Genomic DNA, 13,268 nt, shown 5'->3' with positions numbered 1-13,268 from the left:
AATTTAACGCACCTCCCTGACCCGCTCAGCTGAACCGCCGCACTGGCAGGATCAGCTGGCCGCGCACGGCGCGCGTTTTTCACCGCACCCATCCGGAACCTTCGAGCCAAGGCGGCCACCATGTCCGAAACCACCTCCCCGGCAGGTCTCCCCGCAGCGGCTGCCCAACCCGGTGCCGCCGGGCGGGCCGCCGCCCACCTCGACTCCACCATCGCCGGAATCGAGCACCAGCTGGCGGTGTGGGCCGCTGGGACCGGTGCGGCACTGGCCTCACTGTCCGGCAAGGTCACGGGCACGGCAGTGGACAAGCTCATCCGGCCGGTGGTCGAGGACCTGGTGCAGTTGCCCGGCGGCTATGCGGCGGGCGCGGGGTTCATCGCCAATGCGGGGTTGCTGGGGCCCGAGCGCAGCTACATTGCCTGGTGGCAGGGCCCGGACCTGGAACCCGTGGACGCCCTGGCCAACTTCAGCCCCAACTCCATCAGCCGCTATGTCAAAGCCGAGTGGTTCCGGATCCCGGTGGAAACAGGTCAGGCACATGTCACCGGGCCCTACGTCGATTTCCTCTGCACCGACGAGTACGTCCTGACCTTCACGCACCCGGTGTTGACCCGCCCGGAGGGTCCTGTTGCAGGAATCGTGGGCATCGACGTCACGGTTCAGCGCCTTGAACGCGGGGCCATGCCGGCTCTGCGGCGGATCGGCGGCCGCGCCACCCTGGTCAACGCCGAGGGCCGGGCCGTGGTGTCAGCCGCGGCCGATATCGACGCCGGGGACCTCACCGCGCCGGACGAACCGTGTCAGCACTATTCCGTGGGGCGCACCTTCAGGGTCTGGAGCGACGCCACCGGACTGTGACGCAGGGCTGTGTCCTCCGCCTTGCTAAACTTGGACACGAGGGCCCTTCCGGGGCCTCCGGACGACGGTTCAGTACCCGGCACGCGACAAGACTGGCCACAGGAGCTGTCATGGCGTGGATCATTCTCATTCTTTCCGGAGCGCTGGAGGCCGTCTGGGCCGCCGCCTTGCACCGCACATCGCAGGCCACGGGCCGCCGACGGCTAGTCCCGGGCCTCGTCTTCCTCGTCGCCGTCCTCGCCAGCACCGGAGGCCTGGCCGTCGCCATGCAGTCCATCCCGACCGGCACCGCCTACGCCGTCTGGGTGGGGGTCGGCGTCGTGCTGACCTCCGCGTACGCCAACATTACCAAGGTGGAACGCGCGACGACGGCCCGGCTCCTGCTGCTCGGCGGGATCGCCGCGAGCGTGGTCGGCCTGAAGCTGGTGGCGTAGCCATGGTCGAGAACACCACAACGAAAATGGCAACCAAGACGCCGGCTACCACCCTGGCCTGGCTGATCCTGCTCGCCTCTGCCGTGCTGGAAGCGGTCTGGGCCACGGCCCTGGGCCTCTCCGACGGGTTCAGCCGGCCCCTGCCCACGGCGGTCTTCGCGGTGACGGCCACGCTGAGCATGGTGGGGCTTGGCCTTGCCGTGAAGCGCATCCCGCTCGGCACGGCCTACGCCGTTTGGGTGGGGATCGGCGCGGCGCTGACGGTCGGCTGGGCCATGGCAACCGGCGTCGAACCGGCCAGTCCGCTGAAACTGCTGTTCATAGCCGGCATAGTGGGCTGCGCGGCGGGGCTGAAGCTGCTGCCGGCCGGAGACACGGCCGTCACCACCGCCGGCACCCAGACGCTCCCTCCCGGTTAGTCCTGGCCCGGAGGGGCTTTTCAGAGCGGCACGCCGTGGCTGCGACCCGCCCGCGGGAAGCGACCGGGCAGGAGCGCTGGAATACCCCTGAGCGGCCCGGGGTTGGGGGTAGAAACAGCGAATGGGAGATCCAGATGATGGCAGCACCAGTCCGTCTCGGCGACGGCTTCGACGTGAGTCCCTTGGGGTTCGGCGGCATGGCCCTGACCCCCGTGTACGGGGACGTAGACCCGGCTGAGGCCCTGAAGACCCTGCACCACGCAGTGGATGCCGGCGTCAGCTTCATCGACACGGCGGACATCTACGGCGGGGGCAGCAATGAGGAATTGATTGCGCGGCTGCTCAAAGGGCGCCGGGACGAGGTGCAGCTGGCCACCAAGTTCGGCCTGGTGGGAACACCGGGAACCGGCTACACGGACGTCAGGGGCGATGCCGCCTACGTGAGGCAGGCGGTGGACCGCAGCCTGCAACGCCTCGGCACGGATGCCATCGACCTGTACTACATGCACCGCCGGGACCTCCGCGTTCCGATTGTGGAAACCGTGGAGGCCATGGCGGAGCTGGTGCAGGCCGGCAAGGTGCGGCATCTTGGCCTGTCCGAGGTAACGGCCGAGGAGCTGCGTGAAGCCAGCAGTATCCACCCGATCGCCGCGGTCCAGAGCGAGTGGTCCATCTGGAGCCGCGATGTGGAACGCAACGTTGTTCCTGCGGCGGCCGAACTCGGGGTGGGCTTCGTCCCCTATTCGCCGCTGGGCCGGGGATTCCTCACCGGCACCGTGGACGCGTCCAAACTGGGAAGTAACGACTTCCGCCGCAACATCCCGCGTTTCGCCCAGGACGCCGCGGGCGCCAACCAGGCCGTGGTGGCCGCCGTGCAGGCCGTCGCCGCCGAGCTGACCGTCGCCGGCAAACCGGCGACGCCCGCCCAGGTTGCCCTCGCCTGGCTGCTGGCGAAGGGCCGGACACTGGGCCTGCCGGTGGTCCCGATCCCCGGCACGCGCAAGGCGGCCCGGATCGATGAAAACTGGGGAGCCCTGGCCTTGGCGCTCGACTTCACCCCAGCGCAACTCGAGACGCTCGACGCCGCCGCGGACGCCGTCGTCGGCTCCCGTTCGGCGGACCCCAACTGGGTGTCCCAGGGCCGTGAATAGCGTCTTTCGTAGACTGAAGCCCATGGACTCGCTCATTCACTCATTACGTGACATCACCATCCGCCGGATTTCGGTCAGCGAGATGGACAACAACGTGTATCTGCTCACGGCCAAGGCGTCCGGAGCGCAGCTCCTGATCGATGCGGCCGATGATCTGGCCGCCATCCAGGGGCTGCTTGCCGACGCCGCCGCGGATACCTCCGCGGCGCCGAAGCTGGCGCTGGTTGCCACCACCCACCAGCACTGGGACCACGTCCGTGCGCTGCCGGGCCTGGTGGCGGCCACCGGGGTGAAGACGGCGTCCGGGACGGATGACGCCCCGGAGCTGCCGGTGCCGGTGGATGTACTGCTGGATCACGGGGACGTCGGCAACTTCGACGGCTTCGACGTGAAGGCTGTGCACCTGCGTGGCCACACACCGGGTTCGATCGCCCTCGTGTACCGGGACCCCGCGGGGCCGGCGCACATCTTCTCCGGCGACTCGCTGTTCCCCGGCGGGGTGGGCAACACCCAGAATGATCCGGCGAGGTTCGCCCGGCTGATCACCGATGTGAGCGAGCGGCTGTTCGACGTGTATCCGGATGACACCGTGGTGCATCCGGGCCACGGCAAGCCCACCACCCTCGGTGCGGAACGCCCGCACCTGGAGGAGTGGCGCGCCCGCGGCTGGTAGCTTATCGCTGCGCCGGGTGGTTTGCGCTGCGCTTAATGCCGATCGCTGCGGGAATTCCCGTAGCGACCGGCATTTTGCGCATCGCCAGCCACTTTAGGTAGCGAGCAGGCTAATTATTAGCGGCTGCGGCGTTCGTTCGACGCCGGGGCTGACGCGCGGCGGGGTCCGCCGGTGCGTGCCGGACGGCCTTCGCTGGAGCGGTTGTTGCCGCCGCCGGCGTAGGAACCGCCCGAGGTGCCGCCGGTGTTGGAGGACCAGACAGCCGCGTTGCCACCGGCGTTGCCGGACTTGGCGCCGGCAGCTGCACGCTGGCCGGTTGCCGGACGTCCGCTGCGCTGGCCGCCGCTTGCGCCACCCGTGCGGGGGGCACCACCCGTGCGGGGTGCGCCGCCGCTGCGCGGTGCGCCGCTGCGGGGAGCCGAGGCGCCCCGGGCGTCGCTGCGTCCTTCTGCGGCGCGTCCGTCCGAGCCGCGGCCGGCCGCGGCACGGCCGCCTGCAGCCGGAACATCGTTCCGGTGCGCGCCATACGATGTTGAGCGGGCACGGGCGCTGCGGCGCTCGGCGCGCTCTGCATCCTGCCGGTCCTCGTTGCGCTCGATGACGCGCTCTGCAGCGTTGCGCGCGGCAGCCTGGCCCTCGTAGGCCACGGCACGGCGCTCGGCACGCGGAAGATCGGTGCGGGGAGCCTCGGTTCCGACGCGTCCGCGTCCGCCACGGCCACCCCGGCCACCCGCAGTGGGTGCCGCCTGGGTGGTGCGGCGGGCGCGCTTGCGCTCGGCATTGGCACCGGTGGAGTTGCCGCCGCCCTGGTTGGACTTGGCTGCCAGCAGCGCGGCGCGGGTGCGCGGATCGATCTTGTCGGCGATTTCGCCGACCAGCTGGGCAACCAGCGGGGAGTTGGCGGTAACGCGCTCGAAGTTGACCTCGACGCCGGCAGCCTTCATGAGCTTCTTGACGTCGGACTGCTGCTCCGGGAGCGTCAGCGTGACCACGGTGCCGTCGGAGCCTGCGCGGGCCGTACGGCCTGAGCGGTGCAGGTACGCCTTGTGCTCCGTGGGCGGATCCACGTGGATGACCAGTTCGACGTCGTCGACGTGGACGCCGCGGGCGGCGACGTCGGTGGCGACCAGAACGCGGACCTCGCCGGAGGAGAACTCGGCCAGGTTGCGGTCACGGGCGTTCTGCGAAAGGTTGCCGTGAAGATCGACGGCGGGGATGCCGGCGTCGGTCAGGGTCTTGGCCAGCTTGCGGGCATGGTGCTTGGTGCGCATGAAGAGCATGCGGCGGCCAGCGCCCGAGGCGAGCTCGACGATCAGCTGCTTCTTGACGGTCTGGTCGTTGACGACCAGCACATGGTGTTCCATGGTGGTCACCGCGGCCTGCGGATCATCCACGGAGTGGGTCAGCGGGTTGGACAGGTAACGCTGGACGATCTTGTCCACGCCGTTGTCCAGGGTGGCGGAGAAGAGCAGGCGCTGGCCCTGGGTGGGGGTCATGTCCATGAGCTTCTTGACCACCGGCAGGAAGCCGAGGTCGGCCATGTGGTCGGCCTCGTCCAGGACGGTGATCTCGACGGCCTCGAGGGTCAGGATGCGCTGGCGGATCAGGTCCTCCAGGCGGCCCGGGCAGGCGATGACAATGTCCACGCCGGCACGCAGGGCCTTTTCCTGGCGCGCCTGGGAGATGCCGCCGTAGATCACGGTGGTGGTCAGGCCCATGGCCTTGGCCATCGGCTCGATCGTGGCGTTGATCTGGGTGGCCAGTTCACGGGTGGGGGCAAGGACCAGGCCCATGGGACGGCCCGGCTTGCGGAAGTGCTTGGCCTCCCGCTCAGCGAGTCGTGCTACAAGCGGGATGGCGAAAGCGATGGTCTTGCCGGAGCCGGTGCGGCCGCGGCCCAGGACGTCGCGTCCGGCCAGGGTGTCCGGGAGAGTCTTGACCTGGATGGGGAACGGTTCCAGGATTCCCTGAGCGGTCAGGGTGTCGGCGAGCGCCTTGGGCGTGCCGAGGGCAGCAAAAGTAGTCATGTGGTTTAAGGTCTTTCAGGCGGTATCCATACGGATATCGGCCCCAGGTGCCGGTTGGCCCAGGGGTTCGCCGAAGAAAAGTCAGGTGATCAACCGGGCTACCACTCGCCTTGCGGAAGCGGCGGCCGGGACCAAATAGAACGCGTTCATCGACGCAGGATGTGCCTCTCACATGAAAAGACCCACTCCCTGCCATCGGATTCCGGGTGGAATCCAGCAGGCGAACCGGTTGATGAACCGGACCGATCATTCAAGATCAAAGTGGGCATCACTGCACATCAAGTTCCACCAGCCTACCATCCGGGACCGGTCCGGCCCGCATCGCGCGGATCGGGCGCCTGGGGCAGGACACCGCTCCCACTGCGCACGTCCGGAGTTCCCGCACCTGCTCGACTTCCGCCCTCGCCGTTCGAATCGTCGCCTGCAATGATGAGGTGAACCACCATCAGGAGGAGAACACATGGCGGAGCACCAGCACTCCGACGGCGGGACGGCGGCCCAGCTGTGGGACGAGAAGTACCGCAGCCGGGCCAGGATTTGGAGCGGCGAACCCAATCCGCAGCTGACCGCGGAGGCGGCGGACCTGCCGCCCGGCACGGCCCTGGATCTGGGCTGCGGCGAGGGAGCCGACGCCATCTGGCTCGCCAGCCGCGGCTGGACGGTGACCGCCGTCGACGTCTCCGCCGTCGCGCTGGAACGGGCTAAAGCGCATGCCCGGGAGCGCGGGCAGGCCGGGAGCATCACGTGGGTGCAGCAGGATCTGGCCACCTGGGTGCCCGGAGAGCTCTTCGATCTGGTCACGGCCCAGTTCCTGCATTCCACCGTGATGCCCTGGCAGCAGGCCCTGCAGCTGGCCGCCGCGGCGGTGCGGACCGGAGGGGTGCTGCTGATCGTGGGCCACCACCCCGACGGCCTGCCGCCATGGGGGCAGCACCATGATCATGCGGCGGAGAGGTTCTACACGGCCGAACAACTGGCCGGCGAACTGGGGATTGCGGCACCCGAGTGGCGGCTCGACGTCGTCGACACGCGGCACCGCAGCGCCTTCGGGCCCGACGGCGAGGCCGCCGCCCTGACGGACGCGGTGCTGCGCGCCACCCGGCTCGCCGCCCGCTGAGCCCCGGCGCCGGCAGCGAAGGCCAGTAACCGACGCCGTGATCCGTCATATCCAGTATTTTTGAAGCTATGACATTCATGACGTCGGTGACCCTCCCGCCAGGGGTGGGCGCATGCTGATCGTCTCGCTCCTGCTCAACATCGCAGTGCTGGTTCCGGTCAGCCTTGTGCTCATCCGTCAGGGGCGCCCTGCGACGTACGCGTGGGGTGGGCGCACGGCGGGGCGCGACATCCTGCTCGCCATTTACCTGTCGATCCTGTTCGTCTCCTGCTCGCTGCTGGCCGGCGTCGCGGCCGCCGGCGCGACTCCCCTGCTCGAGACCGCCGCGGCCTCGTTGCTGATCGTGCAGATCATCTACAAAGTCCTGACGGTCATCACGGTGCGGCACTCCCTGCGCAACCCCGTCGTGCTCTCGAACCTCGGCATCGCCGCCGTGCACGCGGTGACCGTGGCAACACTCGCGCCCGCGCTGCTGGCCTAACGCGCGCCGGCGACTCCCTGATTTCCGCCTTCACCATCGTGACCTCCGTGGCCTGCCCTACGCTCGCCTTCTTCGGCGTCAGCTGGACCGCGCGGACGGACGCCCCGCGGTGACGCGCGGGGCAACCACGACGGCTGCGGCGCCGATCAGCGCGGTGAGGGCGAAGACCCCGGCGAAGGACGCCGCCGTCGTGCCGGCCGCGTCCGTCGCAGTGTAGGCAGTAAAAATGATCCCCGTGGTGGCGAGGGACAGCGCCGCGCCCAGCGAGTCGGAAATGGACATTGCCGAACTGTTGAAGCCCTGGGCCTCCTTGCTGGACAGGGCCAGGGTCATCACGCTGAGGCGCGCGTACATCAGCCCCATGCCGCCCCCGGCCAAAACCCAGGCAGCGATCGCAACGGCGCCGGGCCAGTTGAGTACCGTCGTCGCGAGCACCAGCACGACGGCGGCGAGCACCAGGGCCGCGCCGATCCGGATCGCCCGGCGGTGGTCCAGGCGTGCCCCGAGCCGGCCCTGGACTGCGGAGGCTGTAGCCCAGGCCACGGCACCGCCGGTGAGGGTCAGTCCGGCGAACGTTGGCGAGAAACCGTACCGCTCCACCAGCAGGTACGGCAGGTAGACCTCGGCCCCGAAGAACGCGGCCGCGGCCAGTCCGCGCGTGAGAATGACGCTGGGGAGGCCGCGGCGGGCTGTCAGGGTTCCCCGCGGCACCAGCGGGCGGACGGCGATGAGCGCAACGACGACGGCGGCGACGGCCACGATTCCGCCGGCCGTTGGCAGTTGGGAGGAGAGGTTCAGGCCGAGCACGGCGAGCGCCGCAAGGGCGGCCCAGGCCAGCCTGCCGTAGCCCGAGGACCCGCGCGGGGCGGGGGTGGAGCCGACCGCCGGGCCGGAGTCGTCCGGGTTCCCGGCGCCGGGCCGGGTCCCGGCGTCGTCCCGGGTCCCGGCGTCGGGTGTGCCGCGCAGCCCGCGCAGGGCCGGCACGATCATCAGCAGGGCCGGGACCACCAGCCCCACCACGCCGAGGAACACCCAGTGCCAACTCGCGAGCTGCGCCACGAGGCCCGCGGCGAAGGGACCCACCAGGGAGGGAATCACCCATGCCGCGGAAAACGCGGCGAAAATCTTCGGGTGCAGCGCCGGCGGATAGACCCGGGCGATCACCACGTACAGCGCCACCGTCATGGCGCCGCCGCCCAGTCCCTGGACCAGCCGGCCGGCGACGAGGGCAGTCATGCTCGCGGCTGTCCCCGCGATCAGCAGGCCCAGCGCGAACAGGGCCACCGAAGCGTACAGGGGGCCAACGGGGCCGCGCCGGTCGGACCAGTTGCCGGCAGCCACCATGCCGATGACGCCGGTGGCGAACGGACCAGCGAACGCCAGGGCGTAGAGGCTTGCGCCGTCCAGCTCGCGGCTGACCAGCGGCATGACCGTGGTCACTGCCAGCGATTCGAAGGCGGCCAGGAACACGAGGGCGCAGGCGCCCAGGGTCACCAGCAGGTAATCGCGGTGGAAGATGCCGGCTGATTCCAGACTCGGAGCGGGGGCGGTTCGGGGCAAGATGGCGGCCTGATCGGTAGTGATGGACGGAACTGCGACGCCTAAGCAACGTTGAGGTCCAGGCCCGTTGCCGGGCGGCGCTTCCCGGCCGAACCGGGAAGTTGACTCAAGGGGAAGCATGCCACAGCCGGCGGCCGGGGCGCACCCCTTCAGCGTCAGCGGGGCGTCCGGTCGCAGCCGCGCCGGAGGCGGCGGTCCCGACTCAAACCAGCAGCGCGACGCCTGTGGCGACGAGCCACAGGGACCAGATCACATAGGCAACCGGCGTCAGTGCCCCGGCGAGTTTCCACCCATACGGCTCGAATGGCCCTACGAATTCGAGGGAACAGAGCACCAGGACGGCGCCGACGGCGATGCCCGCCATTCCCAGCCAGCCCGGTACCGCCGTGCCCTGGGTCATGGCGGCGCCGGCCAGAATGCTCCAGGCGCCGGTGAAAAGGAACCCGAGGTGTTCGCCGACCGCGACACCCAGATACCTGTTGAAGGACTGGAAGACGACGTCTATCGCTTCCCGGCGGGCGGGCGTCGCACCGGGTTCGGCGTCGGCCCGAGCGAGGTAAGGGACGAGGAAGGGCCAGCGGATCAGTCCGAGGAACTGCACGCCGGCGGCCAGCACTCCCACGGTGACTCCTGCATCGAGCAGGACCGGGTCGGCGCCGTCAAGGGAGGCGGCCAGCAGCACGGCCAGCGGCGCCAGGAGCACGGCCGTCAGGGCGAATGCCCACCACAGGAGCACCAGCCCGGAGCCGCCTTTCCGGAAGCGATCAAGGATTTCGGCCGTCGGCCGGCGCAGGATGTCGGGGTAGTCGAACGTGGCGGCCAGCACTGCGAAGGCCGAGTTGAACGCGAGCGGCAACGCGATCAGCAGCACGGCGGCTGTGACGGTGGCGCTCATCGGGCGAACCCGGGCTCGGTCGCCGAAGCGGGCGGCACGACGCGCTTACCCGCCGGACCGAGGATGCGGCGGAGGACCAGTCCGGTCAGCATGGTGGCCACCACGGCACCGCTTGCTCCGAAGACAGCGTAGCCACGCTCCGCGTCAACGATGACGTTGGCGGTGACAAACCATCCGGCCCCCCAGGCCAGCCCCACTGCGAGGGTCCAAACCGCGGCGGCACGAGGTCCCCCGCCCAGGGTGAGGCCCTGGCCGGCGCCCACGACGAACCCGGAAACCAGGCCGCCCAGCGCCAGGGCACCCGGAGTCGTGGCGGCTCCGGTGGCCACCACGGCGAGGGCACTTCCGGCTGCCATCCCGGAGGCCGTGACGACCGGCCAGCGCCAGCCGGCGCGGGACCGCAAAGCCCACCACTGGGCCAGGCCGATCACGGCGCCGGCGATGGCCCCGGCCGCAGCCGCCGCGGCCGGATCATGAACCGGGCCCACCAGAACGGCCGCCAGCCAGCCCCCCAGCGGAAATCCCAAGAAAGTCAGCAACCAACGGTACAGCGACATCTTCAGCCTCCTACGGACGAGTTTGTATACGTTGTACGTTATGTCATAACATACACTGTACGCAAGAGCCTTTGTGAAGAAAGCGGCACGATGCCCCACGATGTCCAAGCAGCCCCCCGGTCCCGCCGTCCCCGCAACACCCTCACCGTGGAAGCAATCCTCGACGCGGCAGAAACGGTCGCGGCCCTAGGATTCGAGAGCCTGACCATCCGGGCTGTCGCCACCGAGCTGGGGGCCTCGCCCATGGCGCTCTACCGCTATTTCGGCACGAAGGGAGAACTGGTCGATGCACTGCTGAACCGGGTACTCGGACGCTTCCGCCCGCCGCCGGAGTCCGGCGACTGGATCAGCGAACTGCGGGGCTTCGCCCGCCGCCATCGCGAGCTCCTGAACCGCCACCCCTGGGCCATCGGCGCCCTCATCGGCCACCCCTACCCAGGCCCGAACGCACTGCCGATCGGCGAAACGGCCCTACGGATCCTCGGCCGCGGGGGCATTGCCGGGGACGGCGCCGTCGCAACCTTCAGCGGGATCATCGCCTTGAACTATGGCTGGTCATCCTTTGTGACGGCCCGCGGCGGGGACGGACACGCCCCGGACCCGCTGCCGCCGGCTCCCCCGGAGTATCCCCTGAGTCTCGCGGCAGCCGCATCGCTGGCCGGTTACGGCAGCGCAGCACACTACGAGCGTGTTCTGGACCAACTGCTCGCCGGCGTCGAAGCGGCAGCCGCGGAGCAGGCCCGCGACACTCCTCTGCGCTAACGGCCCCGTGACGCAGCCGTCAGCCGCCGATGACGCGGTTCCTCCCGGCGCGGAAGCCGAACACCGCGGCCAGCGAGCCGACGGCGAGGAACAGCACGCCCGCGGCCGCGAAGGACCCCGTGGCCTGGTGCAGCTGGCCGACCATCAGGGTGCCGGTGGACCCCACCCCATAGCCCACCCCCTGCATCATGCCGGACAGGTGCGCGGCGGTGTGCCCGTCCCGGGTCCGGACCATGATCATGGTCAGCGCGACGGCGGTCAGGCTGCCTTGGCCCAGGCCCAGCAGCCCGGTCCACAGCCAGATCAGCTCGAGCGGGCCGAAGATGCTAAGCGCGAAGCCGCCGCCGGTCATCAGTGCCACCACGGTGTTGATCGCGCGCTGGTCCCGGAACCTGGTGGCGAGCGCCGGGGCGAACAAGGACCCCAACATCTGTAGCACGATCGAGACTGAGACGATCACGCCGGCCGTGCCGCCGTCCACCCCGCGTTCGCGCAGGATCGGCGCCAGCCAGGCGAAAACACTGAAGGACATCATCGCCTGCAGCACCATGAAGATGGTCACCTGCCACGCGACCGCCGAGCGCCACACATTCACCCCGGCCTGCACACTCTGGTGCCGGCCCTGGCGCTGCCGGATGGCCAGCGGCAGGAACAACAGCAGCACGACGCCGGCCGGCAGCGCCCAGATCCGCAGAGCCGCCGTCCACTCCCCCGTCGCGCTGAACACCGGATAGGTGAAACCGGCACCAAGGGCAGCGGAGGCACAGATCGCCGTGGTGTAAAGGCCACCCATCAGGCCGAGCCGATGCGGGAAGTCACGCTTCACCAGGCCGGGCAGCAGGACGTTGCAGAGGGAAATCGCGGCACCGCAGGCCGCCGTTCCGGCCAGCAAGGCAGGAAGGTGCCCGGCGTCCCCGGCCTCCAGGGGCCGCAGCAGGAGCCCGGCTGTGAGCACCGCCATGGCGCCCAGCAGCACCCGCTCGGCCCCGAAGCGGCGGGCCAAAACGGGGGCCAACGGGGCGAAGACTCCCAGCAGGGTCACCGGCACGGTGGTCAGGACGACGACCGCCCAGCCCGGCAGCCCGGCGTCGGCCGTCACCTCCGGCAGGACCGCGGAGAAGCTGGAGAAGACGGTGCGGAGGTTGAGCCCGATCAGGACCAGGCACACACCCAGATAGGCCAGGGTCCGGCGGCTGCCGACCCGGGTGGGCTCCGCCGCGGGGACGTCGTCGATCTCGGCGTCTACCAGCAGGATCCGGCGGTCCGCGGCCTCGTTGCCGTCGGCGGTGAAGGCCTGGGAGCTTTTCGGTACAGTCACGGACCCCATTCTGGCAGGCCCCGTGCCGCCGGAACTCCACTATTCTGGAAGGGATGAATGAATCCCCAGAATCCCCCCAGCCGCCGCAGCCATCGCGCCCGGTGACCCCCGGCACGCAGGCCTCCTTCGGCACCTACGGCGGCCGCCCGGTCAGCTTCGTCCGCCGCGGAACGCGCCTGCAGGGCCGGCGGCAGGTCGCCTGGGAGGAGCACTCGGACCGCTGGGCCATCGACGTCCCGCGCCATATCGCCAATACTTCCGTCCACCCGGACTACGAGTTCGATGCCGAAGCCGAATTCGGCCGCACCGCCCCGCTGATTGTCGAGATCGGCTCGGGCCTCGGCGACGCCGTCTGCCACGCCGCCGAAGAGAACCCCGATGTGGACTTCCTGGCGGTGGAGGTCTACACCCCGGGACTCGCCAACACACTCATCAAGATCAACAGCCGCGGCCTGGGCAACGTCCGCGTGGTGGAGGCGAACGCCCCCGAGGTGCTGGCCACCATGCTGCCGGCCGGTTCCGTAACCGAACTGTGGGTCTTCTTTCCGGACCCGTGGCACAAGTCCCGGCACCACAAGCGCCGCCTCATCCAGCCCGCGTTCGCGGCCCTCGCCTCGCGCGCCCTCAAACCCGGCGGGATCTGGCGCATCGCGACGGACTGGTCCAACTACGCGGTCCACGTCCGCGAGGTCCTGGCGGACTCCCCCGACTTCGAGAACCTGCACGATGGCGAGCGCAGCGGCCCCGACAGCCCGCTCACGCAGGTGTGGGAGTCCGGCGTCGAGTCCCTCGTTGGCGGGGCTCCCGTCAAGGAGGGCCGCGCCCCGGTGAGCACCGAACACACCGGCCCCAACGAGGGCACCGACGAGGTAGGGGGCTGGGCGCCGCGCTTCGGCGGCCGGGTCCTGACGAGCTTCGAGAACAAAGCGCACGACGCCGGCCGCCTCATCTTCGATCTCAGCTACCGGCGGCGCTGACCACCGGAACGCAGCACGCCAAGGTGCTGTCGGCAAGCG

14 protein-coding genes and 1 riboswitch are annotated in these 13,268 nt (G+C 69.8%); of the genes, 9 read left to right on the top strand and 5 right to left on the bottom strand.

Translation table 11 applies throughout. The annotated features are described in order from the left end of the window. Positions 1-120: 120 nt before the first annotated feature. The 5 genes from BJG92_RS06020 to BJG92_RS06000 all read left to right on the top strand — a co-directional run bounded on the left by BJG92_RS06020 (position 121) and on the right by BJG92_RS06000 (position 3,535). Entirely contained in the window at positions 121-858 is a 738-nt protein-coding gene (locus BJG92_RS06020; protein ID WP_232083117.1) for a cache domain-containing protein, read from the top strand. A gap of 37 nt (positions 859-895) precedes the next feature. Next, a riboswitch (guanidine-III (ykkC-III) riboswitch) is annotated at positions 896-959 on the top strand. A gap of 9 nt (positions 960-968) precedes the next feature. Next, entirely contained in the window at positions 969-1,292 is a 324-nt protein-coding gene (locus BJG92_RS06015) for a multidrug efflux SMR transporter (RefSeq protein ID WP_232083116.1), read from the top strand. Positions 1,293-1,294: 2 nt separating this feature from the next. Next, the gene (locus BJG92_RS06010; RefSeq protein ID WP_374199761.1) at positions 1,295-1,711 is read left to right on the top strand and encodes a multidrug efflux SMR transporter; all 417 of its coding nucleotides are present in this window, start codon (positions 1,295-1,297) and stop codon (positions 1,709-1,711) included. Positions 1,712-1,848: 137 nt separating this feature from the next. Continuing rightward, the gene (locus tag BJG92_RS06005) at positions 1,849-2,862 is read left to right on the top strand and encodes an aldo/keto reductase (RefSeq protein WP_374199763.1); all 1,014 of its coding nucleotides are present in this window, start codon (positions 1,849-1,851) and stop codon (positions 2,860-2,862) included. A gap of 22 nt (positions 2,863-2,884) precedes the next feature. Beyond that, positions 2,885-3,535 carry an MBL fold metallo-hydrolase gene (locus BJG92_RS06000; protein WP_232083114.1) on the top strand — a complete coding sequence of 217 codons (651 nt, stop codon included), beginning with the start codon at positions 2,885-2,887 and terminating at the stop codon, positions 3,533-3,535. 116 nt (positions 3,536-3,651) lie between these two features. On the opposite strand, the gene BJG92_RS05995 is transcribed toward BJG92_RS06000, so the two are convergent. Further along, entirely contained in the window at positions 3,652-5,562 is a 1,911-nt protein-coding gene (locus tag BJG92_RS05995; RefSeq protein ID WP_232083113.1) for a DEAD/DEAH box helicase, read from the bottom strand. Between the two features lie 460 nt (positions 5,563-6,022). Between BJG92_RS05995 and BJG92_RS05990 the strand changes: the two genes are divergently transcribed. Next, a complete protein-coding gene (locus BJG92_RS05990) occupies positions 6,023-6,679 on the top strand; it encodes a cyclopropane-fatty-acyl-phospholipid synthase family protein (protein ID WP_232083112.1) in 657 nt (218 codons plus the stop codon). Positions 6,680-6,791: 112 nt separating this feature from the next. Then, positions 6,792-7,160 carry a hypothetical protein gene (locus BJG92_RS05985; RefSeq protein WP_232083111.1) on the top strand — a complete coding sequence of 123 codons (369 nt, stop codon included), beginning with the start codon at positions 6,792-6,794 and terminating at the stop codon, positions 7,158-7,160. 78 nt (positions 7,161-7,238) lie between these two features. Here the strand turns inward: BJG92_RS05985 and BJG92_RS05980 are convergent, their stop codons facing one another. The 3 genes from BJG92_RS05980 to BJG92_RS05970 form a co-directional block, all read right to left on the bottom strand. After that, entirely contained in the window at positions 7,239-8,720 is a 1,482-nt protein-coding gene (locus tag BJG92_RS05980; protein WP_232083110.1) for an MFS transporter, read from the bottom strand. A 202-nt stretch (positions 8,721-8,922) separates the two neighbouring features. Further along, a complete protein-coding gene (locus BJG92_RS05975; protein WP_232083109.1) occupies positions 8,923-9,615 on the bottom strand; it encodes a DUF4386 domain-containing protein in 693 nt (230 codons plus the stop codon). Continuing rightward, complete coding sequence (locus tag BJG92_RS05970; RefSeq protein ID WP_232083108.1) at positions 9,612-10,172, bottom strand: hypothetical protein; 561 nt, start codon at positions 10,170-10,172, stop codon at positions 9,612-9,614. Before BJG92_RS05970 ends, BJG92_RS05975 begins: the two co-directional genes overlap by 4 nt. A gap of 90 nt (positions 10,173-10,262) precedes the next feature. Between BJG92_RS05970 and BJG92_RS05965 the strand changes: the two genes are divergently transcribed. Next, on the top strand, positions 10,263-10,934 hold the full coding sequence (locus tag BJG92_RS05965) for a TetR/AcrR family transcriptional regulator (protein ID WP_232083107.1): 672 nt from the start codon (positions 10,263-10,265) through the stop codon (positions 10,932-10,934). 19 nt (positions 10,935-10,953) lie between these two features. Here BJG92_RS05965 and BJG92_RS05960 read toward each other — a convergent pair whose 3' ends face one another. Then, positions 10,954-12,261, bottom strand: a complete 1,308-nt coding sequence (locus BJG92_RS05960; RefSeq protein WP_374199760.1) for an MFS transporter — start codon at positions 12,259-12,261, stop codon at positions 10,954-10,956. 44 nt (positions 12,262-12,305) lie between these two features. Here BJG92_RS05960 and trmB point away from each other — a divergent pair, with 44 nt between their 5' ends. Then, the gene (gene trmB, locus BJG92_RS05955) at positions 12,306-13,229 is read left to right on the top strand and encodes a tRNA (guanosine(46)-N7)-methyltransferase TrmB (protein WP_232083106.1); all 924 of its coding nucleotides are present in this window, start codon (positions 12,306-12,308) and stop codon (positions 13,227-13,229) included. Positions 13,230-13,268: the final 39 nt, after the last annotated feature.

It is taken from the genome of Arthrobacter sp. SO5, assembly GCF_020532805.1.
Taxonomy (GTDB): domain Bacteria; phylum Actinomycetota; class Actinomycetes; order Actinomycetales; family Micrococcaceae; genus Arthrobacter.
Note: the sequence above shows the minus strand (reverse complement) of the source record. Positions and strands in the feature narration are given on the sequence as shown.

What these genes read in the sequence shown, in the direction of transcription:
- BJG92_RS06020 (WP_232083117.1), top strand. Translation starts at nt 121, where the DNA reads ATGTCCGAAACCACCTCCCCGGCAGGTCTCCCCGCAGCGGCTGCCCAA.
- BJG92_RS06015 (WP_232083116.1), top strand. Translation starts at nt 969, where the DNA reads ATGGCGTGGATCATTCTCATTCTTTCCGGAGCGCTGGAGGCCGTCTGG.
- BJG92_RS06010 (WP_374199761.1), top strand. Translation starts at nt 1,295, where the DNA reads ATGGTCGAGAACACCACAACGAAAATGGCAACCAAGACGCCGGCTACC.
- BJG92_RS06005 (WP_374199763.1), top strand. Translation starts at nt 1,849, where the DNA reads ATGGCAGCACCAGTCCGTCTCGGCGACGGCTTCGACGTGAGTCCCTTG.
- BJG92_RS06000 (WP_232083114.1), top strand. Translation starts at nt 2,885, where the DNA reads ATGGACTCGCTCATTCACTCATTACGTGACATCACCATCCGCCGGATT.
- BJG92_RS05995 (WP_232083113.1), bottom strand. Translation starts at nt 5,562, where the DNA reads ATGACTACTTTTGCTGCCCTCGGCACGCCCAAGGCGCTCGCCGACACC.
- BJG92_RS05990 (WP_232083112.1), top strand. Translation starts at nt 6,023, where the DNA reads ATGGCGGAGCACCAGCACTCCGACGGCGGGACGGCGGCCCAGCTGTGG.
- BJG92_RS05985 (WP_232083111.1), top strand. Translation starts at nt 6,792, where the DNA reads ATGCTGATCGTCTCGCTCCTGCTCAACATCGCAGTGCTGGTTCCGGTC.
- BJG92_RS05975 (WP_232083109.1), bottom strand. Translation starts at nt 9,615, where the DNA reads ATGAGCGCCACCGTCACAGCCGCCGTGCTGCTGATCGCGTTGCCGCTC.
- BJG92_RS05970 (WP_232083108.1), bottom strand. Translation starts at nt 10,172, where the DNA reads ATGTCGCTGTACCGTTGGTTGCTGACTTTCTTGGGATTTCCGCTGGGG.
- BJG92_RS05965 (WP_232083107.1), top strand. Translation starts at nt 10,263, where the DNA reads ATGCCCCACGATGTCCAAGCAGCCCCCCGGTCCCGCCGTCCCCGCAAC.
- BJG92_RS05960 (WP_374199760.1), bottom strand. Translation starts at nt 12,261, where the DNA reads ATGGGGTCCGTGACTGTACCGAAAAGCTCCCAGGCCTTCACCGCCGAC.
- trmB (WP_232083106.1), top strand. Translation starts at nt 12,306, where the DNA reads ATGAATGAATCCCCAGAATCCCCCCAGCCGCCGCAGCCATCGCGCCCG.